Origin of the sequence: Novosphingobium sp. GV079, assembly GCF_003058045.1 — a bacterium.
Lineage (GTDB): Bacteria > Pseudomonadota > Alphaproteobacteria > Sphingomonadales > Sphingomonadaceae > Novosphingobium > Novosphingobium capsulatum.
The window spans coordinates 107,507-131,004 of the sequence record NZ_QBUE01000012.1 but is presented as its reverse complement, the minus strand read 5'-3'; the positions used below and the strand labels follow the sequence as shown (position 1 = coordinate 131,004).

Genomic DNA, 23,498 nt, shown 5'->3' with positions numbered 1-23,498 from the left:
CAGCCCGGCACTGAACTGCTCTGCGGCAAGCACTGGCGCATGGTGCCGCTGTCCTGGCGGCGCAAGATGGCGCTCTACCGCCGGGCGCGCACGCTAGCCGAGCGCAAAGGCAACCAGGCCAAGGTCGAGGCGGCAACGCGTTGCCTCTGGCGCCGGTGGGACGCTGCGGTGCGGCTGCTGTGCCAGCCGGAAGCTGTGATGCAGGGTGGCGTGCCGGCGCCGATGGCCGAGGAATTGCGGCGGGAGGGGTTGCTGTGACGACGATCGTTCGCATCGGCCCGGCCACGCTCTACCTGGGCGACGCCTACCAGATCAGGCCAACGCTCGGCTTCATGGATGCCGACGTGATGGACCCGCCCTATGCGTTCAACAATTCGGGAGGCGGCAACTTTCGCAAGACGCGCGAGGGCGCCAATCGGATTGTGGAGGAAGGGCTCGATTGTGGTTTCGACCGCTCGATCATCAACGCAGAGTGGAGCGGCGCCGTTGTGGTGTTCTGCCACCAGGACCAGCTGGGCGACTTGATACCTGAAATCGTCGAGGATGATCGCGATGAGCATGATGCACTGATCGTGGCGGACATGTTCGCTCATCTGCGCACGCGCTTCCGCCGCGCCGCGCTTTGCGTCTGGATCAAGCCCAACCCCTCTCCGATGGCCAACAAGCACTATCTGGCCGACATGGAGCCGTACATCCACGCGTGGAACCCAGGCTTTCACCCGCAGGGAGAACACCACGATAAGCACCGCTGGACCAAGACCGGCGCAATGCGGACGGCGGCCTTCAATCATCCGACCGTGAAGCCTGACCCGCTGATGGCCAAGATCCTGGCCAACGTGGCCGGCGAGCGCATCTGCGACCCGTTCATGGGCACAGGCTCCACCGGCGTGGCCGCGCTGCGCGCCGGCAAGCAGTTCGTCGGCATCGAGAAGAACCCCGTCCACTTCCACACCGCCGTCGATCGCATCACGGCAACCTGGCAGAGCATCCAGCAGGAGGCAGCATGAGCCTCGAATACATCCGCGACACCTACAAAGTGCCCGCGAAGGTGGGCCAGCGCGTGCGCTACACGGGCGATAAGGGACCGAAAGGCTGGGTGCGGGAAGGCACCATCACCGGGGCAAGCGGCGCACATCTGCGCATTCGCATGGACGGCGACAGCTTCGCCAACATCTACCACCCGACCTGGGAACTCGAATATCTGGGCGGCCCGGCGCCGATGGAGGCAGCATGAAGCCCTCGCGCCCCGTCCTGCGCTGGCTTGGCGGCAAGTTCCGCCTGGCGCCATGGATCATCGGCCATTTTCCAGAGCACAGGATCTATGTCGAACCATTCGGCGGGGCCGGCTCGGTGCTGCTCCAGAAAGAGCGCTCATACAACGAGATCTACAACGACCTCGATGGCGAACTGGTGAACCTATTTTCGGTTCTTCGCGGAAATCGGGCATCCGAGCTGCTGGCCGCTTTGCGGCTCACCCCCTATGCGCGCGCCGAGTATGTGGCCGCGTTTCAGCCGTCTGACGATGAAGTTGAGCGGGCCCGGCGTGCGGTAGTTCGATCGCACCTGGCTCATGGCACCGGCGGCGCGCGGATGGATAGGCCGACCGGCTTCCGCACAGATGGGTCCAGCGGTTCAACCAACGTTGCCGGCGAGTGGGCAGATCTGCCCGATGCCCTGCAGGCCGTGATTGAGCGCATGCGAGGAGTGAATATCGAGCAGCGGCCGGCGCTGGAATTGCTGGAACGTTATGCCGGCTCGGATACGCTGTTCTACCTCGACCCGCCGTATCTCCCGGAGACACGCTCGACCAAGAGCCGCAAGCCTGGCGAACGGTATCACACCTATGCGTTCGAGATGACCGAAGCAGATCACGTCGAATTGCTCGATACCTGCCGAGCAAGCGACGCCATGATCGCCCTGTCGGGCTACCCGGCCGATCTCTACGTCGAAATGCTCGCAGGCTGGCGATGCGTCACCATCGACGCTCGTGCACACCGAAACAGCCCCCGCACCGAATGCCTCTGGCTCAACCCAGCGGCCTGCCAGCGCATGGCGGCCGGGCCCCTATTCGAAATGGTGACCTCATGACGAACCTGCACCAGCTTTCCCGCAGGTGGACGCGCCAATACGAATTGGGCCGCGGCATCCGCCTATCCGCCGAAGAACATGACCTGCTGAATGCAATCGGCATCGGAGAACTGCTCTCCGCCGCAGCTGCCAAGATGATGAGAGACCAATGCCAGAAAAGGACGATGCACTCTATTCCCGCGGCAAATACCGCCTCGACTGGCTCAGGGATGGAGACGGAAACCTTCGATCGCCGAACCTCTACATCACCTGGTATGATGCCGATACCGGACACGACCGATTCCGCAGCACGCGCACGTCGGAGATCGCAGCCGCCGAGGACGAACTAGACCGGTTCTATCTGGAACGCGAGCGCGGGCAGACCATCTGCCCCAGCTGCGGACGGCCATATGACAATGTGGCTGGCTGGCCGGTGACCCAGGCAATTGCCGATTACCTCGTGACCAAGCAGGACACAGCAAGCTTCAAATCGATCCGCCCTCGCCTCGCGCACTTCCTCGACTTCCTCGACCAGACCAAGCGCAGCGAACTGGTATGCGATCAGGTCGATGAAGCGCTGATTGCCACGTTCCGCACATGGTCGGGCAAGCAGCCGGTGTATCTGGGCAATGATGGCACGCCGCGCCAGCGCGCGCTGGGTACCACAGAGGGGACCGTGCGCCAGCTGGCTGCCGCCATCAACGCTGCGCATCGCCGCAAGGACACGCTCTATCCGGCGGGCTTCGCGGCCAAGCCGGCATCGGCTGTCAGCGAGACGCCGACCTTCCGGTGCACGATCCCGCAGCTGGCCGCTATGTTCACCTATTGCCTGCATCCCCGGCCGCCGAAGGGAGAGGTGTGGAGCGAGAAGCAGACCGACCGGACGCGGATCTGGCGCGGCCCGCTGCTGCGCTTCCTGCAGGTCAGCGTCGCAACATGGTGCCGACCAGATGCCGCGCACGATCTATCCACCGATCCGGCCCGGCAACAGTGGCTGGCGAACGCGCGTGTGGTGCGCCTCAATCCGAAGGGCCGGGCCCAGACCAAGAAGTTCCGGCCGGCGGTGCCCGTGCCTGAGAAGTTTGCCCGTCTGCTCGATGCGCGCGAGCCCGGCTATTGGGTCGGCGTGGCCAGCATCCGCAAGGCGATGGAAGCGATGCTCGACGAACTCGGCCTGCCGCGTGACCGCGAGACGGGACAGAAGCTGATCCGCCGATCAGTATCGCAACTGGCGCGGCCTCGCATTGGTGAGGAACGCTGGCGCCAGGGCGAGATCATGCTGGGCCACCAGAAGGCGAGCACCAGCGATATCTATGCGCTGTTCGATCCGCGCAATCTCGGGCTTGCCCTGGAGGCAACCGAATCCATCATCGATGAGATTGAGGCGATCGAGCCCGGCGCCTTCAAGGTGCCAACCGTGAACCTGAAACTGGTATTGGGAGGCCGTCGTGGCTGACAAAAAACGAGCGCTCACCAAAGCGTCACCAAAAACGAAAAAGCCGACCCTAAGGCCGGCTCTTACGCAATCCCTTGGAAAACCAAAGGAAATAAGTGGTCGGGGAGAGAGGATTCGAACCTCCGGCCCCTGCCTCCCGAAGACAGTGCTCTACCAGGCTGAGCTACTCCCCGACCGGAGCGGTTCGGGCTAGGCCGTCCCCGCTGGGCAGGGCCGCCCTATATGCGGGCGATTCCGCACGCGCAAGCCCTGTTTCAAAAACTTATCAACAGTTTGTATGTTATTCATATAAACCAATGAATTAGACGTACACATCAGCCCAGCGGCACCCCTTCGATGGTGATGCGATGCATCTCGCGGCGGTGGCCGTGGTAATCGTTATAGGCGTAATGCCAGGTCGCGCGGTTGTCCCAGAACGCGATCGAGCCCGGCTGCCAGCGGAAATCCTCGTGGAATTCACTGCGGCGCGCATGGTCATAGAGTGTGGCAAGCAGATCGGCCGAGGCCGCGTCTGACAGGCCGAGCACGCGCACGGTGAAGCTTGGGTTCACATAGAGCGCGCGCTTGCCGCTGAGCGGATGGGTGATCACCACCGGGTGCACCGGATCGTCGAGCACGTCGGCGGCGTCCGCGTTGCCGATGCGGCCATCGCGGCGGGTATCCTGCAAGGCTTCATAGGCAGCGGCCTTGCTGCCAAAGACGTGGCGGGCCGAATGCACCGCGCGCAGGCCATCGACCTCTTGCCGCAACGCTGCCGGCAACGCGTCATACGCCGCATACATCGAGGCAAAGGCCGTGGCCCCGCCGTGCGGGGGCAATTCTCGCGCCACCAGGATCGAGCCCAGCGCCGGTTCGGCATCATAGGAATGATCGGTGTGCCAGCCGCCACCGATATTGTGCTGCTGTTCGGGCTCTTTCACCACCAGCGCGATTTCGGGATAACGTGGATGGGCCGCGAAAAAGCGGTTGATGTTGATCGGCCCCCAGGCGCGGGCAAAGGCGATGTGCTGCTCTTCGGTGATCTGCTGATCGCGAAAGAACACCACGCCATGTTCGGCAAAGGCGGCGCGGATCGCCGCAAAGTCAGCCTCTGCCAGCGGGCGCGCGAGATCGACGCCGAGGATTTCGGCACCGACGCGACCGTGCTTGCGGATTTCGAGAGTCATGCGGGCACCTCTTGAGCGGGAGCAGATCGCGGGCCGGCCCCAGGTCGGAACGGCAGTGGCCCTTCCGCTTCCCGTACGGCGCGAACCGCCGGCCGCGCCTCGAAACGCGCGGAGAACGCCGCAAGCGCGTGAAGATCGGCCAAAGTCGGGCCGAAATGCGGGACATAGCTGGCAAAGACGCCGAGATAGGCGTCGGCAATGGTGAAACGGTCGCCCACCAGCCATTCCGCATCGCCCAGGCGATCCTCGATCGGCTGAAACGCCTCGCGCAGGCGGCGCCGGGCGGCCTGGCGGATGCCCTCGTGCGCGGCTGGATCGTCGGAATAGAGGTGCGGGCGATTGCCCACCCGCTGCGTCGCGCCGTGGATCTCACTGTTGATATAGCCGATCCAGGCCTGGATCTGCGCCCGCTCGACCGTGCCGGCCGGCGCGAACAGCGCGGTGCCGGGGCGCTGGTCAGCCAGGAACGGCAGAATCGCAGCGTTTTCGCCGATCACGGTGCCATCGTCGAGCACCAGGGCCGGAATGCGGCCGAACGGGGTCAGCGGGGCGAGATCGTCTCCCCCCGGCCCCAGCCGCAGCAGCCGGACGGGCACGGGCAGATCAAGCTCGCGGATGATGACATGGGCCGGCAGGCTGGTCGCGCCGGGAGAGGCTAGCAATTGCATCGAACCAGAGTGTCCTTGGAATGGCCGAACGGGGAGTGGGGCAGCCCCCCTCCCCGCGCGGTGAGAATGACCTGGTCGCCGTCAGGCCGGCTGGCCGGCGCTGGCGCGTTCCTGCCGCGTGGTACGGCTTTCGCGGCCATCGATGCCCACCGGCACATCACCCGCCACGGTGGCACGGCGCAGCGTGCGGCGCTGCAGGCCGAAATCGGCGATCGCGCGGTGCTGCGTGCTGCGGTTGTCCCAGAAGGCCACGTCGCCCGGTTGCCAGCGCCAGCGCACGGTATTTTCCGGCTTGGTGATGTGGTCTTGCAGGATATTGAACAGCCGCGCCGAATCCGCCTCGCTCAGGCCGACGAAGCGCTTGACGAAGTGGCCCAGCAGCAGGCTGCGCTGCCCGCTGACGGGGTGGACGCGCACCACCGGATGCTCGGTTTCATAGATCGTCGAGGCGAACACCGACTTGTGATAGAGCGTCCGCTCCTTGGCCGTGTCATTGGCATCGGCCGATGTGCCAGCCGCCGCGAGCGTGGCGGCGTAATCGTAATCGTTGCTGTGCACCGCCCACAGATTGTTGACCAGCCGGCGCAGCGGTTCGGGCAGGCCTTCATAGGCCGTCTCGCCATTGGCCCACAGCGTATCGCCGCCCGCTTCGGGAATGGTGATGCCGCGCAGGATCGATGCCTTGGGATAGGCCGCCAGGAACGTGACGTCGGTATGCCACGATGACGCGGCATAGCCTTCCTTGCTGTCGAGTTCGAGCAGGTAGCGCGAGCCTTCGGCAACCGGCACCGTGGGGTGGGCAACCGGATCGCCGAACAGCGCGGTCAGCGCCTCGTGCTCGGCATTGTCGAGGTGTTGTTGCCCCCGGAAAAACAGCACCTTGTGCCGCACCAGCGCAGCCTCGATCGCCTGCACGGTGGCGCCGTCAAGATCGCCCGACAGCGCCAGGCCGTGAACTTCAGCGCCGATGCGGCCGGTTACGGGGCGGATATCGAGCGGGGACGCAGGGTCTTTGGCATTGGGATAGCTGGCAACGATGGTGGCCATGGGAATTCTCCTGAACATGGGGGGCGCGCAAGGCATCGCCCGGCAATGGGCCGGCGCGCGCGAACGAAGGGATGGAACGAGAAAGTCAGGTTTGGCGGCGGCGCGGATCACGCGCCGCGCGTCAACACATTCGTTGGGTCTTGTGCATCGTATCACCTCGATCGGATGGAGGGATCACGAAGCCTGGCGATGTCGCCCCAGCGTTCGCGCGCTTTAGCCGTTGGTATCGCGGAGCAAGCTGCTTCCCATCAAAAGCCGCGGGCCGATGGTTCGGGCACAAGGCCCGCCTTTCCTGGCCGGGGAAAAGACTTTCGAACTATCTCTACTCTATCGCTTGACTATAACATGGCAAGCCCGGATCGCTGGGGATGCGCCCAAGTTTTGCGTGGCCACTCCCAAGCGGAATTATCCCTGCGAGCCGCGATCGGCCTGCGCCAGCCAGCGATCACGGCTGGCATCGGACACCAGCCCCGCTGCATCGCGCGCAGCCAGCTGGCGACGGATATCGCCATGGCGCCGCTCGTCGATGGGAAAGCCATGGATCACCGCGGCCGAGATCACGTGGCCTAGCGCTGGCCCCAGGGCGAACAGCCACTTGAGATGTTCGAGCACGCCGGCCGGATTGGTCCCGCGCGGATCAAACCCGATCCACGCGGCCAGCGGCAGGGCCACGCCGATCGCCAGGGCCACGCCAGCCTTGTCAGACAGCGAGAATACCGAAAAGAACAGGCCAATGCGGTCCTCACCGGTGCGCAGGCGGTGATAATCGGCCACGTCTGCCACGATCGAGCGCAGCATGAGATTGCCCGATCCCTGCGCCAGCCCCTGCGCCACGGTCAGCGCCAACAGCAGCACGACAGAGCCCGGCGCCAGCGCGAGGAGTGCCAGGTTGATCGCCACCTGGGTCAATTCCCCGGCAACGGCAGCGCGTTCCTTGCCGACGCGGCGGCCGATCGCCAGCCATAGCGGGCAGGCAAAGATGCCGAACACATATTGCAGCAGGAACAGCCCCGGCGCCCAGGCGGAATGGCCCATGTAAAAGCTGATGAAGAACACGAACAATGCGGTGCGCACGCCCTGCGCCAGCCGCACGGCAAAGTTCGAGGCCAGCACGCGCAGCAGCATGCCTTCGCCAAACACCAGGCGCAGCGTGTGCCACACCCGCACCGGGTCTTGCGCGCCGGCCGGCGGCGGCGGTTCGGGCAGCGCACGAATGCCCAGCGGAAGGGTGATCAGCAGCAGGGCAAAGACCATCGCTCCCATCGCCGCCAGTTCCAGCCGGGGTTGCCCGGCCAGCCGCGTGACCAGCAGGCTGGGCAGGACGAGGGCCAGCAGCAGCGCCACGCAGGTCAGCGCCTGGCCATAGGTGGTGATGCGCGTCCGCTCGTGATAGGCGCCGGACAGTTCGCCCATCCACGCCGCCAGCGGCGTCGCCATCATCGAATAGCCCAGATAGAGCACGAACAGCGCGGCCGACAGCGCCAGCGGGCCAAACCAGGTGGGCGGCAGGAACACCGGCACCGCACCCAGCGCAAAGATCGCGGCCCCCACCGCAATCCACGGCCGGCGGCGGCCCCAGCGGCTGCGCGTGCGGTCAGACAGCAGGCCGATCGCCGGATCGATCACCGCATCCCACAGCCGCGCCAGCAGGAAAATCACCCCCACCGTGCCCAGCGAAAAGCCGAACGCGCTGGCATAGAGCGGCGGGACATAGGTGCTGAGCGGCACTTCCACCGCGGCAAGCGGCATGCCCAGGCTGGAAAAGGCGATCAGCCGCGCCGGGCCAAGCCGTTTGGGCGCCGCAGTGGGCGGCGCGCGCCGGGCAGCATCGAGGGCAAGCGTGCTCATGCAACAAGCTCCTTCGTCTGGGGGGAAAGCGGCGCAGGAAAGTCGGCATCGGGCCGCGCCAGGCCAAGGTTTTCGCGCAAGGTGGCGCCTTCGTATTCCTCGCGAAACAGGCCGCGCCGGCGCAGTTCGGGGAGCACCAACGCGATCACGTCATCAAGGCCTGCGGGAAAGATCGGCGCCAGGATGTTGAAGCCATCGGCCGCGCCATCCTCGAACCAGGCCTGGAGTTCGTCGACCACTTCGGCCGGCGTGCCCACCAGCACGAGATGCCCGCGCGCGGCCGACATGCGCGAGACGAGCTGGCGCACGCTCAAGCCCTGCTCCAGCGCCAGGTCGTAAAACAGCTTTTGCCGGCTCTGCCACCCTTGGGTGAACGGCGGCGGCGGCGGCGGCGCGTCGAGATCGACCGTGGTCAGATCCCAATCGAGGAACGTGCGGATCGAGGCGAGCGCGCCGGCCACGTCGACAAAGGCCTGCAAGCGCGCCAGCTTGGCCTCTGCCTCTGCCCGCGTGGGTGCAACATAGATGCTGACACCGGGCATCACCAGCAGGCTGTCACGCGAACGGCCCAGTGCCTGCGCCTTGTCCTTGAGTCCCTGGGCAAAGGCGCGGGCGCCAGCGCGGCTTTGCTGCGCGGTAAACACCACCTCGGCGGTGGCGGCGGCCAGTGCCTGGCCATCATCAGACGATCCGGCCTGGACGATCACCGGATGCCCCTGCGGCGGTCGCCCGGTCTGCAACGGGCCGGCCACGCGGAAGTGATCGCCAGCATGATCCACGCGGCGCAGGCGGGCCGGGTCATAATAGCGGCCGCTGGCCTTGTCGGCCAGGATGGCATCGTCAGCAAAGCTGTCCCACAGCTGCTTGACCACCGCCACATGCTCGGCCGCGATGGCATAGCGCGCGGCGTGCGCGAGTTGATGGTCCAGCCCGAAGTTCGCCGCCTCGGCATCGCTGCCCGAGGTGACGAGGTTCCACCCGGCCCGCCCGCCTGACAGCTGGTCGAGCGCGGCAAACTTTCGCGCGACATGATAGGGCTGGAGATAGGTGGTGGAGACCGTGGCGATCAGCCCGATATGGCTGGTGTGGGTGGCCAGGGCCGACAGCAGCGTCAGCGGTTCGCCGGTATAGACGGGTGCGGTATAGCTGATCGCCTCGGGCGTGGCGCCGAACAGCGCCACGTTGTCGGCCAGGAACACGGCATCGAACTTTGCAGCTTCGGCTTTTTGCGCCAGATCGCGCCAGTATTCGAACCGGAACGGCGCGCGCGGATCGACATCGGGATGGCGCCAGGCGGCGGCATGATGCCCCACCCCGAACAGGAATGCGCCCAGCTTCATCTGGCGTTTGCCGCCGGCCTGGCGATGTGCGGTATCGTGGCTCATGGTCAAAACGTCCGCGTGATGGTGCCGCCGAACGTGCGCGGATTGCCATAGACCTCGATCACCGGGGCCGAGGCACTGGCCGCGCCATAGGAGACGGCATAGCGTTCGTTGGTCACGTTCTTGGCCCAGGCCTGAAGCTGCCAGCGGTTGTCCTGCGTGCGCAGGCCCAGCCCGACGTTGGTGATCGCCACCGGCGCCTGCCAGCCATAGACCGAGCGCGGGTTGATATAGGCAATCCGGCTTTTCCAGCTGGTGTTGGCATAGCCGGTGAGGTTCCATTCCCCACCGATCGGCTGATCAAGATCGATCCCGCCCTGCACCGTCCACTTGTTGGAACCGGCCACCTGATAGCCGGTGAGCGACAGGGGCCGCGCGGCGCCGCCATTGGCCAGCTGGAATTCCAGCGGCGCGGGCGCATCGGCATAGTCCAGGTACTTGGCATCGTTATAGGCAAGGTTCGCGTTGAACCCCAGCGCCGGCACCGGGCGCCACGTCGCCTCGAACTCGAACCCGCGCAGCCGCACCTTGCCCACGTTGGCGAGATAGGTGCCGAACGAGGCATTGGCCTGATCGACGCGGGTGCCCTGATAATCGGTGATCGTGTTGTTGTAGAGGTTGAGGTTGACGGTGGCCTTGCCGCCGGCCCAGCTGGTCTTGATCCCGGCCTCGAAATCGGTGGACTTTTCCGGCCGGGTGATCACCAGCGCGGCCTGGCTCGCCGTGGCCGAAGTATTGGCCGCGCCCGATTTTTCGCCATGGCTGGCCGAGGCATAGAGCAGCACGTTGGGCGTCACCTGCCAGGCCGGGTTGACCAGCCAGGCCAGCGAGCCACGGCTGACCTGGTTGGCCAGCGTATAGGCGCCGGCCGCGCTGCCACTGGTGCCACCCAGGTTGTTGAGCAGCGCCTGCCGCGCCGTGGCGCCGGCGGGATTGAGCGCGCCGGTGCCCAGAGCATAGCCGGCGATGTTCACCTGCTTCTTCTCCCAGGTGTAGCGCAGGCCGCCGGTGAGCGAGAAGGTGGACGTGAGGTGCGCGGTCACCTGGCCAAAACCGGCCAGGCTATCGATCGTCAGCCGGCCGTCGCGGTCATACTCCAGCCCGTCGATGAACGAGGACGGCACCCCTGCCCCCAGGAAAAACGTCGAGGCGTCTGATCCGAAGATCGTGCGCAAGTTGCTGCGCAGCTTTTCGTGCAGGTAAAACGCGCCGATCTGCCAATCGATCGTGCTGCCCTTGGCCGAGGCGAGCCGCAGTTCCTGCGAATACTGATTAACATCAACATCATAGCCCGCACGATAGATATCCAGCGGGGTGTAGTCGCTGTCGTTGTAGGGCCGGAAATAGAGCCGCCGCCACGCGGTAACGCCGGTCAGGTTCACCCCGCCCAGATCCCAGTTGATCTCGTTGGAAAGACCATCGGTCTTGGCGATCAGGCGATCCTGGTTGTTGAGGTTGGCGTTGTAGGGGCCGTTGAGATTGGGGGTATAGCCAAACCGCGCCAGCTTGGCGCTCCAGCTTCCCGCGCGCGGCGAATTGACCGTGCCATCGAGGTTCAGGTTCTGCGTCACGTCCGCCACTGGCGGGTAGAAATTGTTGTATTCGTTGGATTCGTAATGTTCGGCGATCAGGCGCGAGGACACAGTGGCGCTGGGTGTGAACAGCAGTTGCCCGCGCGCCGACCAGCGGTTGTTGCCCAGCAGCTTGACGCCGTTATAGGCATTGGTGATCCAGCCGCCGCCCTTGCTTTCGGCAAAGGTCAGGCGATAGGCCAGCTTGTCGGCAATGATCGGCCCGGTGGCATTGGCGCGCAGCTGCACCGCATCGTAATTCCCATAGGTGGCTTGCAGCGTATAGGAAGGCTCGAACTTGGGCTTGGCCGTCTGCACGATCACCGCGCCAATCGTGGTGTTCTTGCCCAGCAGCGTGCCCTGCGGCCCGCGCACCACCTGGATGTTTTCCAGGTCGACGAAATCGAGCCAGGAAAAGCCCACGTGGGTGAAGAACACGTTGTCCACGATCAGGCCAACGCCGCCTTCGGCGCCATCGTTGCTGGCATTGCCGCCCAGGCCGCGAATGTAGAGGCCCGAGACGCGGGTGTTCTGTTGCAAAGCGCCGAAATTGGGCACGCGCAGGGCAAATTCGCTCACCCGCTCGATCCGCTTGGAGGTCAGTTCCGCGCCGGAAATGGCCGAGATGGCCAGCGGCACGTCCTGCAGCCGTTCCTCGCGATGGCGGGCCGTGACAGTGATGGCATTGGCATCGGGCACATCCGGACTGGCTGGGTCGGCGACCGGTGCCGGCGCCTGTTCGGCCGGCGCCGCCGCAGTTTCGGCAGCCTGGGCCAAGCCTGGCAAGGCCAGTGCGGTGGAGGCGAGCAGCAGGGCGCCCAGGCCAGTGGCCGGGCGGGTGGCATGGAAAATCGACATGAAAAAGCGGTCCCTCATGGACGGAAGGCGCAAGGCGGCCTGCCGCGTGCGGGGCATCGCCGCGCGGCCTTGCGCCATCTGGATGTGATTATGGTCAGGCCCAGGCGCAGCCGTGGTATGCACGGTGGCTGGGCGCAGGCGTTATGCCGCTATCGTGTGCATTGCATCGTATCACCCCTGAAACAGCGGGGAACACGAAGCCTGGCGATGTCGCCCCAGCGTTCGCGCGCTTTAGCCGTTGGTAACGCGGAGCAAGCTGCTTCCCGATCAAAAGCCGCGGGCCCATCGCGGCCGCTGAGGGCCGGCGCAGCATCGGGCCAGGCCGCTGCGTCTTGATCTCTATTTATTTGATAGACTTTTGGCCGTCAAGCAATGGCGTGGCATGTAAGCGGCAAAGCAATTCTTGGGCGGGGCCAAGCCAGGGTGCCGCCGAACGGTTCCTTGCCCTTTCGGGAACCGCGCAGCCCGCCCGCTGGTTTTGGGAAACATAACAGCAATCAAACCAGAAAGAACCGCGGCCATGGACCGGATTTTCACCGCATTTGCCAATCGCGTTTCGGCCTTGGCAGGGCAACCGGCGAGTTTCGCGCTGGCCACGCTGATCATCGTCGTCTGGGCCGTGTCGGGCCCAATCTTCGCCTGGTCAGACACGTGGCAACTGGTGATCAACACCGGCACCACCATCGTCACGTTCCTGATGGTTTTCGTCATCCAGAATGCGCAAAACCGCGATGCTGCGGCGATGCAGGCCAAGCTGGACGAGCTGATCCGCGCCCTGGAAGGCGCGCGGGGCGATTTCATCGGGATCGAGCATCTGTCCGACAGCAAGATTTCCGATATCCGCACCGCGCTGGAACAGGAAAGCGGCTGCGACACCGACCGTGCCAGCATCGAAGAAAGCGTGGAGGTGCTGCTGCGCCGCCGCTGACAACCGCAAATGACCCGATTGGCGATAAAAAACGCGCAGACATGCCCTTTTTATCAATGGCATCACCTGCATCAAACTCTTTCAGATGAAACCGCCTTCGTCTAGGTTGCGCGCCGTTGAGGGGTCAACAAGGATGAATGCAACTGTGAAACTTCGCATGATGGTCTTGGCATCGACGGCATGGGCCGTGGCGATGCAGCCGGCCCTGGCCTCTCCGGCATCTTCCGCAAAGCAGAAGCCCACTGCCTCAGGCGCTCAAAGCGGGCCGATCGGCGGCTGGGGTGTCGATCTTTCCGGGCGCGATCTTTCGGTCAAGCCAGGCGATGATTTCGATACCTACGCCAACGGCAAGTGGAAGGCGCGCACGCCCATTCCCGAAGACCGGCCCAACATCGGCACGCTTGCCCTGATCGACGAGCGGGTGCAGGCGCAGATGAAGGATCTGGTCGCCGCCATGCCCGCGACCAGCCAGGTCGGCGCGCTCTATGCCAGCTTCATGAACGAGGCGGCGGTCGAGCAACGCGGCCTTGCCCCGCTTCGGGCCGATGTCGCCAAGGTCATGGCGATTGCCGACAAGACCGCCTTTGCCCGCGCCATGGGCGGCACCGAAGGAAACTTTGGCATCAGCCTGGTCGATTATGGCGTGGGGCCCGATACTGCTGATGCAGGCCTTAATGTCCTGTCGCTGGGCCAGGGCGGTTTGGGCCTGCCCGAACGCGATTATTACCTCAAGCCCGCTTTCGCGCCGCAGCGCGAGGCCTATGTCGCCTATATCACCCGCACGCTGCAGACGCTGGGCGTGGCCGATCCGGCAGCAGCGGCCGCAAAGATCATGGCCTTTGAAACCGAGATCGCCACGCGCAGCTGGGATATTGCCCGCCGCCGCGATCGTAGCGCTACCAACAACCCGATGTCATCGGCCGAATTTGCCGCCTATGCGCCCGGGATCGACTGGACGGCCTTCTTTGAAGGCGCGCACATCGCCCCGCAAAGCCGCATGATCGTGCGCGAGAACACCGCGATCCGCGATCTGGCGGCGCTCTATGCCAACACCCCGCTCGACACGCTCAAGCTGTGGCAGGCGTTCCACGTGGCCGACCAGGCTTCGCCCTATCTGACCAAGGCGATGGTCGACAGCCGCTTTGCCTTCACCCGCACGCTCACCGGGGTGGGCCAGCTCAAGCCGCGGTGGAAACGCGGGCTGGATCTGGTCAACAGCCAGTTGGGCGAAGCGGCAGGCCAGGCCTATGTCGCGCGCTATTTCCCGCCATCGTCCAAGGCGCGGATGCAGGAACTGGTCGCCAACCTGCGCGCCGCCTTTGAAAAGCGCATTGCCGCCAATCCGTGGATGAGCGCGCCGACCAAGGACGCTGCGCTTGCCAAGCTGGCGCGGATCGACGTGATGGTCGGCTATCCCGACATGTGGCGCAATTATTCGGCGTTGGTGATCAAGCCTGACGATCTCTACGGCAACGTCACCCGCGCCGCGCGCTTCAATGCCGACTATGCGATGGAAGACCTGGGCAAGCCGGTGAACCGCAAGAAGTGGGGCATGAACCCGCAGACGGTGAACGCCTACAACGGCGGCGCCAAGCTGCAGATCGTGTTCCCCGCCGGCATTCTCCAGCCGCCGCTGTTCGATCCGCGCGCCGATGATGCCGTCAACTATGGCGCCACGGGTGCTATCATCGGCCACGAAATCAGCCACAGCTTTGACGACCAGGGCCGCAAGATCGACGCCAAGGGCGCCATCTCCGATTGGTGGACGCCCCAGGATGCCGAGCGTTTCGAGGCGGAAGCCAAGGTGTTTGGCGATGAATATGCCCGCTTTGAAGCGGCGCCGGGCGCCTTCATCAATCCCAAGCTGACGATGGGCGAGAATATCGCCGATCTGGCCGGCCTGCAGGTGGCGCTCGATGCCTACCACAAGTCGCTGGGTGGCAAGCCCGCGCCAGTGATCGACGGGCTGACCGGCGACCAGCGCTTCTTCCTCTCGTTCGCCCAGGCCTGGCGCGCCAACCAGCGCGTGGATTCGCTGCGCAACCAGGTCACCACCGACCCGCACAGCCCGGCCCGCTTCCGCATCCTCGGGCCGTTGCCCAACATCGAAGCGTGGTATCAGGCCTTTGGCGTAAAGCCGGGCAACACCATGTATATCCCGCCGGAAAAGCGCGCCAAACTGTGGTAAGTTGACAACAAAAAGCCCCCTCCTCTTCAGAGGAGGGGGTTTGGGGGTGGTGCGAGGTCACGCGCAAACGCGCGCCTGCACCTTTCGGATTGTCAGCTAAATCCGCTGATCAACAGCAAATTTCAGGGGTGTTTTCCACCACCCCCAACCTCCTCCTCTGAAGAAGAGGGGGCTTTTTTGCGCGATCAATCCAGCTTGGCGCGGATCTTGGCGATCAGCTTGGCGATGCGATCGGCCGCTTCAGTGAAGGTTTCCACATCGGCACGGTTGTTATTGCCGCGCGCTTCCTTGGCGGATTCGAGGTAACCTTCGAGGTCGACTTCCAGCGCGTCGATGATCATTTCGCCTTCATCTTCGCTCAGCGTCAGCTTGATGGTCTTGTCCACAATCGGTTCCTTCGGATTTTTTGGAATGGAAAACCCCGGCCAGCCTGCGCCAGCCGGGGTTGAAAAGTTGCGATCAGCAGCAGGCTCAGGCCGCCAGGCCGTGGCAGTGCTTGTACTTCTGGCCCGAACCGCACGGGCATGGCGCGTTGCGGCTGATGCCCTGGCCGGCATAGGGATCTTCGCCCGCCGCTATGGCAGCGCCCGTCGCCTGGCCGCCACCGAGCGCGCCTAGCATGGCAGCAGCGCCAGGCACCTGCGGCACGGCATCGTTTTCGCCGGTGAACGGATCGATGTGGCTGGTCAGGAAATCGGGCAGTTCGGGCAGCTGGAAGTCTTCCATCGGCTGCATGCGGATTTCGCTGATCATCAGGATGCGCGTCACGTCCTCGCGGATCGCGTCGAGCATCTTTTCGAACAGGCCAAAGGCTTCCTGCTTGTATTCATTGATCGGCGTCTTCTGCGCATAGGCACGCAGGAACACCACCTGGCGCAGCGCGTCGAGCGTGGCCAGGTGTTCCTTCCAGTGGTGGTCGAGGCGTTCGAGCAGGATCGACTTTTCCAGGTTGCCCCACGATGCACGGTCCACCGTGTCGAGCTTGGCCGCCATGTGCGCATCGGCCAGCGCGATCAGGCGCTCGCTGATCAACTCGGCTTCCACCGCGTCTTCTTCCAGCCAGTCATCGAGCGGCGGCGTCATGCCCAGTACGTCGGCCACGCGTTCCTTGAGGCCGGCGATATTCCACTGTTCGGGATAAGAGCCCGGCGGGCAGGCATCACCAACCATGGCGTTGATCGTGTCGTGGCGCATATCGACCACGACATCGTCCACCGCATCGGCATCCATGATGTCGGCGCGCTGCTCGTAGATCACCTTGCGCTGGTCGTTCATCACGTCGTCGTATTCGACAACCTGCTTGCGGATATCGTAGTTGCGCGCTTCCACCTTCTTCTGCGCGGTCTCGATCGCCTTGGACAGCCACTTCGACCCGATCGCCTCGCCATCGGCAAGGTTGGAATTCATCATGCGGGCAAACAGCGTGTCGGGCCCGAAGATGCGCAGCAGATCGTCTTCCAGGCACAGATAGAACTTCGACAGGCCCGGGTCACCCTGGCGGCCCGAACGGCCACGCAGCTGGTTGTCGATGCGGCGGCTTTCGTGCCGCTCGGTGCCGATCACGCAGAGGCCACCGGCTTCCAGCACCTTGGCCTTTTCCGCATCGATTTCGGCGGCCATGCGCGCAATCGCGGCATCGCGCTCCGGCCCTTCGGGCACGTCGCGCAGCTCGTCCTCCATGCGGAATTCCAGGTTGCCGCCCAGCTTGATGTCAGTGCCGCGCCCGGCCATGTTGGTGGCGATGGTCACCGCGCCAAGGCGGCCGGCCTGGGCCACGATGTGCGCCTCCATTTCGTGGAAGCGGGCATTGAGCACCGCGTGCTTGACGCCTTCGCGGTTGAGGAACTCGCTGAGCAGTTCCGACTTTTCGATCGACACGGTGCCGACCAGCACCGGCTGGCCGATCTCGTTCTTCTCGCGGATCAGCTTGGCGATCGCGGCAAACTTGTCGAGCGTGTTCTTGTAGAACTCGTCTTCCTCGTCCACGCGCTGCACCGGCACGTTGGTGGGAATGGTGACGACATTCATCTTGTAGATTTCGAAGAACTCGGTCGCCTCGGTCGCGGCCGTCCCGGTCATCCCCGAAAGCTTGGGATACATGCGGAAGTAGTTCTGGAAGGTGATCGAGGCCATGGTCTGGTTTTCAGGCTCGATCTTGACGCCTTCCTTGGCCTCCACCGCCTGGTGCAGGCCATTGGACCAGCGCCGGCCATCCATCATGCGGCCGGTGAACTCGTCGATGATGATGACCTTGTCGTCCTTGACGATGTAGTCGATGTCACGCTTGAACATGACATTGGCCTTCAGCGCCTGGTCGAGATGGTGCACCACCATGGTGTTTTCGACGTCATAGAGGTTGGAGCCAACCAGCAGGCCATCTGCCTCCAGCGCGCGCTCCACCCATTCCACACCGTCTTCGGTCAGGGTGATGCTCTTGGTCTTTTCGTCGGCTTCATAGAGCGACGGGTCGATCTGCTTCACCACCGCATCGACCGAGATATAGAGGTCGCTCTTGTCGTCGGTGGGGCCGGAAATGATCAGCGGCGTGCGCGCCTCGTCGATCAGGATCGAGTCCACTTCGTCGACGATCGCATAGTTGAACGGCCGCTGCACCATCTGCGAGCGTTCGTGCTTCATGTTGTCGCGCAGGTAGTCGAAGCCCAACTCGTTGTTGGTGGCATAGGTGATGTCGGCCTCATAGGCCTCGCGCCGCTCATACTCGTTGAGATTGGGCACGATCACGCCGACCGTCAGGCCAAGGAACTTGTAGAGTACGCCCATCGTCTCGGCGTCGCGCTTGGCGAGGTAGTCGTTCACGGTCACGACGTGAACACCCTTGCCTTCCAGCGCATTGAGATAGACCGCCAGCGTCGCCACCAGGGTCTTGCCTTCGCCGGTGCGCATTTCGGCGATTTCGCCACGGTGCAGCACCATGCCGCCGATCATCTGCACGTCAAAGTGGCGCATGCCCATGGTGCGCACGGCCGCTTCGCGCACCGTGGCAAAGGCTTCGGGCAGCAGGTCATCGAGGCTGGCGCCCGCTTCGAGGGCAGCGCGGAACTTCACCGTCTGCGCGGCAAGCTGCTCGTCGCTCATCGCCTGCACTTCCGGCTCGAAAGCGGCGATCTTTTTCACCTGCTTGTCGAGCGACTTGACGTAGCGATCGTTGGACGAACCGAAAATGGACTTGGCAAGGGCGCCGAGCATGGCGGTGTTTCCTGTTATGCGAATGGGTATGGCAAGTGCCGGGCGCGGGCCGTGATAAAATTCGGGCGCGCATCGGGCCGGCAACGCGAAAGTCAGGGATTGGTGCCCGCAACGGGGCAGCAGCGCGGCTTATTCGCGCGCGCGGTCGCTGCGATAGGTGGCGGTGCTGGCCAGCGCGAACGGCGCAAACATCGCCGGCACGGCCTGCTGCGCCACGTCGAAAACCGGGCGCGCAGCGCGCACCCGCGCCGCCTGGACCACGCAATGCGCGGCCACCGGGGCCACTGCCAGCCCGGCATGCTCGGCGCCCGCCACTTCGGTGCGCGTGGTGGCATTGGCCACCTCGGGCAGCGACAGGCCGCTGAGCAGGGCAAACAGGACAAGCAAAAAGCGCATTGCGATGGGAGATAGGGAACGGCTCGCCGCGCGTAAAGCGCAATCGGCAGATTTTGATTCAACCCAAGCGCTGGAACGCACGCTCAGGACGCATCGTCCACGGCGATGGTAAAGGTTACCGTCACCCGCTTGGCAACGGTTCGGCCGGTCGTGTCCTTTGCCGGGGCAAACCGCTTGCCCACGGGGCAGGAAATCAGGCCGGTCCCCGGCGCAACCTCATGCCATGCCCCGCCATTTTCAGACGCCTCGCAGCGCAACACCTTGCCGTCGGCACCAACCACGAACGCCATCTGCTGCTTGGTGGGCGCCGGAACAACATTGAGGCCGTTGCCGCCTCCCCCACCGGGCAGGCGCCAGTTGATGGAACTGCGAAAGGTATCGCCCACAGGCTTGCCATGCTTGGTGCCGGGCACGAACCGCGCCCGTGCCATCAGTATCCGGCACGTGGTATCATCCAGCTGCGACGAACCGCTGCTTGCCGTCACTTCGCAAGTCGTCGGCATGCCAGTGTCGTCATATGTCAGGGCAAAGTGGACTGCGCCCTGTTCGGCATTGCGCAGTGCGCTGGCCGGATAATCCGCCGCCGAGATCCACGTCCCGGGATTGGTGACAGGCCGTCCCGGGGTCGAGTCTTGCGCCAGCGCCGGCATCCCGATCAGCAACCCGATGGCCAAGCTCGTCGCCGTCAGTTTCCGCGCCATTGCCCCGTTCCCTGTCCCTGATGCGTTGTAGCCACCGTGATGATGCGCGAACACGGGCGCGTCAACCGGGATGGCGCGGTTCATGGCACATCGTCGACCGCAACGGAAAACGTGGTGGTCACGCGCCGCGCCACCGGCTTGCCGCTGGCATCGCGCGGAATGGGGAATGTCTTGCCAGCCGGACAGGCGACCAGGCCGGAGCCAGCTGCCACCTCGTGCCGCGTGCCATCGTTTTCCACCGCCTCGCACCGCGCCACCGTGCCATCGGCGGCAATGGTATAGACCAGTTGGCCCTTGTACGCGGTCGGCAGGGTGCGCGGCGTGTCGGTATCATCGTCGTCGGTGTCGGGAATGCTCCACCGCACCGAACTGGTATAGGCGCTCGCCACCGGCTTGCCATTGCGGGTGCCGGGTATGAAGCTGGCCCGCAGCAGCAACACCCGGCACGTGGTGGCGTCGAGATCGGCATAGCCGCTGCTTGACGTCACCTCGCAATCGGTCACCTTGCCCGTCTCGTCATAAGTCAGGCGGAAGCCGGTCGTGCCGGTATCGTTGTTGCGCAGCGCCGCAGGAGGATAATCGTCAGGCAAAACCCATTGCCCGGCGTCGCCATTGGGCTTGGCCGGTGTTTCGACCGGCGGGCGCGATCGCGGGCGCGCCATCGCCGCAGCCGGCGCGCAGAGCATTACTCCCAAGCCGATCAAGAACGCGTGGCGCATCGCATGCTGCATGTGTCTGTTTCCCCGTTTCACGGCAAAGTGATGCCGGTGCCGCATTCTTGCGTCAATTGTCTGCCCAGCGGCGTGCTGCGGCCGGCTCAGCCATGGACGGCGGGAAATCGAATCGCTAGGGAACGCGGCCATGTCAGACGCCATTTCCCCGCTCGCCTCGCCCTTCCCCGCCCTGCCCGCGATTGCCGGCGTGACCCCGCGCGTGGCCCGTGCCGGGTACAAGGATTGGGGACGCTGTGACCTCACTTATGTGGAGCTGGACGAAGGCACGGCCGTGGCCGGGGTGTTCACCCGCAATGTGTGCTGTTCTTCCGAAGTGGAACTGGGGCGGCAGAACGCGGCCCAAGGGGCGGCGCGCGCATTGGTGGTCAATGCCGGCAATTCCAACGCCTTTACCGGCTATCGCGGGCGTGAGGCGGTAGAGGCGATCATGGACCAGGTCGCCGCGCACCTGGGCTGCGCGCGCGAGGCAGTGTTCGTTTCCTCGACCGGGGTGATCGGCGTGCCCCTGCCCAAGGACAAGGCCCGCGCCGGGATCAAGGCCGCACTGCTGGCTCCGCCCTGCACCTGGGAAGAGGCGGCCAACACGATCGGCACGACCGACACCTTTGCCAAGGGCGCCACGGCCACCGCGATCGTGGGCGATACCACGGTGACGCTGTCGGCCATCATCAAGGGCTCGGGCATGATCGCGCCCGACATGGCGACGATGCTGGGCTATATCTTTACCGACGCCGCGGTTTCGCCCACCTTCCTGCAGGAATGCCTGTCGGCCGCCAACCAGCGCACTTTTTCGTGCATCACGGTCGATAGCGACACCTCCACCAGCGACACGGTCATGGCCTTTGCCACCGGCAAGGCAGGCAATGCCCCGATGACCAGCCGGGACGACATCGGCGGGGAAGCCTTTGCCGCCGCGCTGGAGCAGGTGTGCCGCGAACTGGCGCACCTGGTGGTCAAGGATGGCGAAGGCGCGCAGAAGTTCATCGCCGTGGCCGTTTCCGGCGCTGTTTCCGACGAAAGCGCGCGCCGTGTTGGGCTGGCGATTGCCAATTCGCCGCTGGTAAAAACCGCCATTGCCGGGGAAGACGCCAACTGGGGCCGCGTGGTGATGGCCGTGGGCAAGGCCGGCGAACCGGCCGACCGTGACCGCCTGTCGATCGGCTTTGGCGGTACCTGGGCGGCCAAGGACGGGCAGCCGCTCGCCGGGTATGATGAAGCGCCGGTTGCCGCCCACCTCAAGGGCCGCGAAATCTCGATCGAGGTGGACCTCGGCCTCGGCCAGGGCCGCGCCACAGTGTGGACCTGCGACCTGACGCACGGCTATATCTCGATCAACGCCGATTACCGGAGCTGAGCTGCCATGCTGATCATCTGGGGGCGGATCAATTCCCACAACGTCAAGAAGGTGGTCTGGGGCGCGCACGAATGCGGCCTGGATTTCGAGCGGCGCGACATGGGCGGCAGCTTTGGCTATACGCCTGAATACCTGGCGAAGAATCCCAACCGCCTGGTGCCCATGATCGAGGACGGCGGCGTGGCGGTGTGGGAATCGAACGCCATCCTGCGCTATCTGTTTGCCGCCCATGCGCCGCAGCTGTGGCCGGCCGATCCGGCAGTCCGCGCGCAGGGCGACCAGTGGATGGACTGGCAGTTCCTCTATGCCGATGCGCAGCGCGATGCGTTCCTGGGCTGCGTGCGCGGCGGCAAGGATGGCAGCGATCCGGTGGTGGCCAAGTCTGCCGCCGCCTGCGCCGCGCTGATGGCGATGGTCGATGCGCAGTTGGCGCGCCAGCCGTTCCTGTCGGGCGACAGCTTTGGCGTGGCCGATATCCCCATGGGCACCTATGCCCACACCTGGTTCAGCCTGCCGATTGAACGGCCGGCCCTGCCCCATGTGGAGATGTGGATGGAACGGCTGCGCACCCGCCCCGGCTTCCAGGCCATTGCCGCGGTGCCGTTCTCATGAGCTGGACGCCCGAGATCGACGCCGCCGTCAGCGCGCTGATCGCCCGCGTCGCGCAGGAAGCCATCGCCCCGCGCTATCGCCAGCTTTCAGAGGCTGACGTGATCAACAAGGCCGTCAACGACGTGGTCACTGTGGCCGATACCCACGCGGAACGGCTGCTGAGCGAGGGGCTCGCCGTGATCCTGCCACAGGCCACTATCGTGGGCGAGGAAGCCGCCCATGCCGATCCCGCGCTGATGGAACGGCTGGGCGACGGACTGTGCTGGATCATCGATCCGCTCGATGGCACCAACAATTTCGCAGCCGGCAAACCGCCGTTTGGCGTGCTGATCGCGCTGGCCGAGCATGGGCAGTGCGTGGCGGGGTGGATTCACGATGTGCCATCCGGGCGACTGTGCACCGCGCAACTGGGCCGGGGGGCTTTTGTGAATGGCCGCGCGGTGCGCGCCACACCCACCAGCCAGGTGCCGCCGGTCGCCGCCATTTCCACAGTGTTCATGGACGCGGGGCAGCGCGAGGCGATGCGCCAGCATATCCTGCCGCACTACAGCGTGGTGGACATTCCGCGTTGCGCGGCGGAGCAATACCCGCGCCTGGTGCTGGGGGTGAACGATGTCTCGATTTTCGAGCGCACCCTGGCCTGGGACCATGCCGCCGGGGTCTTGTTCGTCAACGAGGCCGGCGGCAAGGCCGCGCGGCCCGATGGGCGGCCCTATCGCGTGGATCAATTGGGCGAAAAGGGCCTGATTGCCGCCAGCACACCCGCGCTGTTCGATGCCATGGCGGAACGGCTGGCGGGTTTGTAATTGCCCCTCCACCACCCGCACTGCGGGTGCTCCCCCTCCCCGCCTTCGGCAGGGAGGATAAAGAAGATCCTCCCCACACCGTGGGGAGGTGGCAGGCCGCAGGCCTGACGGAGGGGTTGCCCTGTAAGCTTACAGAACGCTTTCCAGCCAACCCTTGAGCTGGCTCTTGGGCGCGGCGCCCAGCTTTTGCGCCACCGGCTTGCCATCCTTGAACAGGATCAGCAGCGGGATCGACTGCACGCCGAAATCGCTGGCGATGGTGGTGTTTTCCATGATGTCCACCTTGGCGATGGTCACCTTGTCAGCCAGTTCTTCGGCGATTTCTTCCAGCGCCGGGGCGATCATCTTGCACGGGCCGCACCAGTCGGCCCAGAAATCCACCAGCACGGGCTTATCGGACTGAAGGACTTCGGCGGAAAAGCTGGCGTCGGTGACGGCTTTGGTCGACATGAACGAAACTCCGTTGATCAGTTGGGATGGTATCTAGGATTTGCCGCGCGCTTGGCAAC

Annotated in this window: 22 protein-coding genes and 1 tRNA gene; 10 read left to right on the top strand and 13 right to left on the bottom strand. The window is 64.7% G+C overall.

From position 1 onward, the window contains the following. From C8K14_RS22675 to C8K14_RS15665, 5 genes are all read left to right on the top strand, one after another. A partial coding sequence (locus C8K14_RS22675) for a hypothetical protein (RefSeq protein ID WP_158271928.1) occupies nucleotides 1-258 on the top strand: 258 nt, incomplete at its 5' end. Continuing rightward, complete coding sequence (locus C8K14_RS15680) at nucleotides 255-1,007, top strand: DNA methyltransferase (RefSeq protein ID WP_233251108.1); 753 nt, start codon at nucleotides 255-257, stop codon at nucleotides 1,005-1,007. The genes C8K14_RS22675 and C8K14_RS15680, both read left to right, overlap by 4 nt. Next, a complete protein-coding gene (locus C8K14_RS15675; RefSeq protein ID WP_107717404.1) occupies nucleotides 1,004-1,234 on the top strand; it encodes a hypothetical protein in 231 nt (76 codons plus the stop codon). The genes C8K14_RS15680 and C8K14_RS15675 overlap by 4 nt, the downstream gene beginning before the upstream one ends. Beyond that, the gene (locus C8K14_RS15670) at nucleotides 1,231-2,088 is read left to right on the top strand and encodes a DNA adenine methylase (RefSeq protein WP_107717402.1); all 858 of its coding nucleotides are present in this window, start codon (nucleotides 1,231-1,233) and stop codon (nucleotides 2,086-2,088) included. Before C8K14_RS15675 ends, C8K14_RS15670 begins: the two co-directional genes overlap by 4 nt. Nucleotides 2,089-2,236: 148 nt before the next feature. Next, complete coding sequence (locus C8K14_RS15665) at nucleotides 2,237-3,523, top strand: hypothetical protein (RefSeq protein ID WP_233251107.1); 1,287 nt, start codon at nucleotides 2,237-2,239, stop codon at nucleotides 3,521-3,523. Between the two features lie 96 nt (nucleotides 3,524-3,619). On the opposite strand, the gene C8K14_RS15660 is transcribed toward C8K14_RS15665, so the two are convergent. The 7 genes from C8K14_RS15660 to C8K14_RS15630 all read right to left on the bottom strand — a co-directional run bounded on the left by C8K14_RS15660 (nucleotide 3,620) and on the right by C8K14_RS15630 (nucleotide 12,063). Beyond that, nucleotides 3,620-3,696, bottom strand: a tRNA-Pro gene (locus tag C8K14_RS15660). 141 nt (nucleotides 3,697-3,837) lie between these two features. Further along, nucleotides 3,838-4,689, bottom strand: coding sequence for a TauD/TfdA family dioxygenase (locus C8K14_RS15655; RefSeq protein ID WP_107717400.1), 852 nt, complete (start codon nucleotides 4,687-4,689; stop codon nucleotides 3,838-3,840). After that, a complete protein-coding gene (locus tag C8K14_RS15650) occupies nucleotides 4,686-5,357 on the bottom strand; it encodes a glutathione binding-like protein (protein ID WP_107717398.1) in 672 nt (223 codons plus the stop codon). Before C8K14_RS15650 ends, C8K14_RS15655 begins: the two co-directional genes overlap by 4 nt. 81 nt (nucleotides 5,358-5,438) lie before the next feature. Beyond that, nucleotides 5,439-6,404 (bottom strand): TauD/TfdA family dioxygenase, encoded by a 966-nt coding sequence (locus C8K14_RS15645; RefSeq protein ID WP_107717396.1) that lies wholly within the window; start codon nucleotides 6,402-6,404, stop codon nucleotides 5,439-5,441. 405 nt (nucleotides 6,405-6,809) lie between these two features. Then, entirely contained in the window at nucleotides 6,810-8,252 is a 1,443-nt protein-coding gene (locus tag C8K14_RS15640) for an MFS transporter (RefSeq protein ID WP_107717394.1), read from the bottom strand. Next, on the bottom strand, nucleotides 8,249-9,637 hold the full coding sequence (locus C8K14_RS15635; RefSeq protein WP_233251106.1) for an LLM class flavin-dependent oxidoreductase: 1,389 nt from the start codon (nucleotides 9,635-9,637) through the stop codon (nucleotides 8,249-8,251). The genes C8K14_RS15640 and C8K14_RS15635 overlap by 4 nt, the downstream gene beginning before the upstream one ends. A 2-nt stretch (nucleotides 9,638-9,639) precedes the next feature. Beyond that, nucleotides 9,640-12,063, bottom strand: a complete 2,424-nt coding sequence (locus C8K14_RS15630; RefSeq protein ID WP_158271927.1) for a TonB-dependent receptor — start codon at nucleotides 12,061-12,063, stop codon at nucleotides 9,640-9,642. Nucleotides 12,064-12,583: 520 nt separating this feature from the next. Between C8K14_RS15630 and C8K14_RS15625 the strand changes: the two genes are divergently transcribed. Both C8K14_RS15625 and C8K14_RS15620 read left to right on the top strand, forming a co-directional pair. Further along, the gene (locus C8K14_RS15625) at nucleotides 12,584-12,991 is read left to right on the top strand and encodes a low affinity iron permease family protein (protein ID WP_107717391.1); all 408 of its coding nucleotides are present in this window, start codon (nucleotides 12,584-12,586) and stop codon (nucleotides 12,989-12,991) included. Between the two features lie 145 nt (nucleotides 12,992-13,136). Then, the gene (locus C8K14_RS15620) at nucleotides 13,137-15,179 is read left to right on the top strand and encodes a M13 family metallopeptidase (protein ID WP_233251105.1); all 2,043 of its coding nucleotides are present in this window, start codon (nucleotides 13,137-13,139) and stop codon (nucleotides 15,177-15,179) included. A 185-nt stretch (nucleotides 15,180-15,364) separates the two neighbouring features. Here the strand turns inward: C8K14_RS15620 and C8K14_RS15615 are convergent, their stop codons facing one another. The 5 genes from C8K14_RS15615 to C8K14_RS15595 form a co-directional block, all read right to left on the bottom strand. Further along, complete coding sequence (locus C8K14_RS15615) at nucleotides 15,365-15,565, bottom strand: hypothetical protein (protein ID WP_107717386.1); 201 nt, start codon at nucleotides 15,563-15,565, stop codon at nucleotides 15,365-15,367. An 85-nt stretch (nucleotides 15,566-15,650) separates the two neighbouring features. Next, nucleotides 15,651-18,386, bottom strand: a complete 2,736-nt coding sequence (gene secA / locus C8K14_RS15610) for a preprotein translocase subunit SecA (RefSeq protein WP_107717384.1) — start codon at nucleotides 18,384-18,386, stop codon at nucleotides 15,651-15,653. Nucleotides 18,387-18,515: 129 nt separating this feature from the next. Next, nucleotides 18,516-18,782, bottom strand: a complete 267-nt coding sequence (locus tag C8K14_RS15605; protein WP_022674885.1) for a hypothetical protein — start codon at nucleotides 18,780-18,782, stop codon at nucleotides 18,516-18,518. An 83-nt stretch (nucleotides 18,783-18,865) separates the two neighbouring features. Then, nucleotides 18,866-19,483, bottom strand: a complete 618-nt coding sequence (locus C8K14_RS15600; protein WP_158271926.1) for an energy transducer TonB — start codon at nucleotides 19,481-19,483, stop codon at nucleotides 18,866-18,868. An 80-nt stretch (nucleotides 19,484-19,563) separates the two neighbouring features. Then, nucleotides 19,564-20,202: an energy transducer TonB gene (locus C8K14_RS15595; protein ID WP_158271925.1), complete on the bottom strand. Its 639-nt coding sequence runs from the start codon at nucleotides 20,200-20,202 to the stop codon at nucleotides 19,564-19,566. Between the two features lie 142 nt (nucleotides 20,203-20,344). On the opposite strand from C8K14_RS15595, the gene argJ reads away from it, so the two are divergent. The 3 genes from argJ to C8K14_RS15580 are packed head-to-tail and all read left to right on the top strand — an operon-like array spanning nucleotide 20,345 to nucleotide 22,989. After that, nucleotides 20,345-21,571 (top strand): bifunctional glutamate N-acetyltransferase/amino-acid acetyltransferase ArgJ, encoded by a 1,227-nt coding sequence (gene argJ, locus C8K14_RS15590; RefSeq protein WP_107717380.1) that lies wholly within the window; start codon nucleotides 20,345-20,347, stop codon nucleotides 21,569-21,571. A 6-nt stretch (nucleotides 21,572-21,577) separates the two neighbouring features. Further along, nucleotides 21,578-22,183, top strand: a complete 606-nt coding sequence (locus tag C8K14_RS15585) for a glutathione S-transferase family protein (protein ID WP_107717378.1) — start codon at nucleotides 21,578-21,580, stop codon at nucleotides 22,181-22,183. Then, nucleotides 22,180-22,989 (top strand): inositol monophosphatase family protein, encoded by an 810-nt coding sequence (locus tag C8K14_RS15580; RefSeq protein ID WP_107717377.1) that lies wholly within the window; start codon nucleotides 22,180-22,182, stop codon nucleotides 22,987-22,989. The genes C8K14_RS15585 and C8K14_RS15580 overlap by 4 nt, the downstream gene beginning before the upstream one ends. Before the next feature lie 129 nt (nucleotides 22,990-23,118). On the opposite strand, the gene trxA is transcribed toward C8K14_RS15580, so the two are convergent. Next, the gene (gene trxA, locus C8K14_RS15575; RefSeq protein WP_107717374.1) at nucleotides 23,119-23,439 is read right to left on the bottom strand and encodes a thioredoxin; all 321 of its coding nucleotides are present in this window, start codon (nucleotides 23,437-23,439) and stop codon (nucleotides 23,119-23,121) included. Nucleotides 23,440-23,498 lie beyond the last annotated feature (59 nt).

What these genes read in the sequence shown, in the direction of transcription:
- C8K14_RS15645 (WP_107717396.1), bottom strand. Translation starts at nt 6,404, where the DNA reads ATGGCCACCATCGTTGCCAGCTATCCCAATGCCAAAGACCCTGCGTCC.
- C8K14_RS15670 (WP_107717402.1), top strand. Translation starts at nt 1,231, where the DNA reads ATGAAGCCCTCGCGCCCCGTCCTGCGCTGGCTTGGCGGCAAGTTCCGC.
- C8K14_RS15625 (WP_107717391.1), top strand. Translation starts at nt 12,584, where the DNA reads ATGGACCGGATTTTCACCGCATTTGCCAATCGCGTTTCGGCCTTGGCA.
- C8K14_RS15605 (WP_022674885.1), bottom strand. Translation starts at nt 18,782, where the DNA reads ATGCGCTTTTTGCTTGTCCTGTTTGCCCTGCTCAGCGGCCTGTCGCTG.
- C8K14_RS15595 (WP_158271925.1), bottom strand. Translation starts at nt 20,202, where the DNA reads ATGCGCCACGCGTTCTTGATCGGCTTGGGAGTAATGCTCTGCGCGCCG.
- C8K14_RS15665 (WP_233251107.1), top strand. Translation starts at nt 2,237, where the DNA reads ATGCCAGAAAAGGACGATGCACTCTATTCCCGCGGCAAATACCGCCTC.
- C8K14_RS15630 (WP_158271927.1), bottom strand. Translation starts at nt 12,063, where the DNA reads ATGTCGATTTTCCATGCCACCCGCCCGGCCACTGGCCTGGGCGCCCTG.
- trxA (WP_107717374.1), bottom strand. Translation starts at nt 23,439, where the DNA reads ATGTCGACCAAAGCCGTCACCGACGCCAGCTTTTCCGCCGAAGTCCTT.
- argJ (WP_107717380.1), top strand. Translation starts at nt 20,345, where the DNA reads ATGTCAGACGCCATTTCCCCGCTCGCCTCGCCCTTCCCCGCCCTGCCC.
- C8K14_RS15640 (WP_107717394.1), bottom strand. Translation starts at nt 8,252, where the DNA reads ATGAGCACGCTTGCCCTCGATGCTGCCCGGCGCGCGCCGCCCACTGCG.
- secA (WP_107717384.1), bottom strand. Translation starts at nt 18,386, where the DNA reads ATGCTCGGCGCCCTTGCCAAGTCCATTTTCGGTTCGTCCAACGATCGC.
- C8K14_RS15655 (WP_107717400.1), bottom strand. Translation starts at nt 4,689, where the DNA reads ATGACTCTCGAAATCCGCAAGCACGGTCGCGTCGGTGCCGAAATCCTC.
- C8K14_RS15650 (WP_107717398.1), bottom strand. Translation starts at nt 5,357, where the DNA reads ATGCAATTGCTAGCCTCTCCCGGCGCGACCAGCCTGCCGGCCCATGTC.
- C8K14_RS15600 (WP_158271926.1), bottom strand. Translation starts at nt 19,483, where the DNA reads ATGGCGCGGAAACTGACGGCGACGAGCTTGGCCATCGGGTTGCTGATC.
- C8K14_RS15635 (WP_233251106.1), bottom strand. Translation starts at nt 9,637, where the DNA reads ATGAGCCACGATACCGCACATCGCCAGGCCGGCGGCAAACGCCAGATG.
- C8K14_RS15675 (WP_107717404.1), top strand. Translation starts at nt 1,004, where the DNA reads ATGAGCCTCGAATACATCCGCGACACCTACAAAGTGCCCGCGAAGGTG.
- C8K14_RS15580 (WP_107717377.1), top strand. Translation starts at nt 22,180, where the DNA reads ATGAGCTGGACGCCCGAGATCGACGCCGCCGTCAGCGCGCTGATCGCC.
- C8K14_RS15585 (WP_107717378.1), top strand. Translation starts at nt 21,578, where the DNA reads ATGCTGATCATCTGGGGGCGGATCAATTCCCACAACGTCAAGAAGGTG.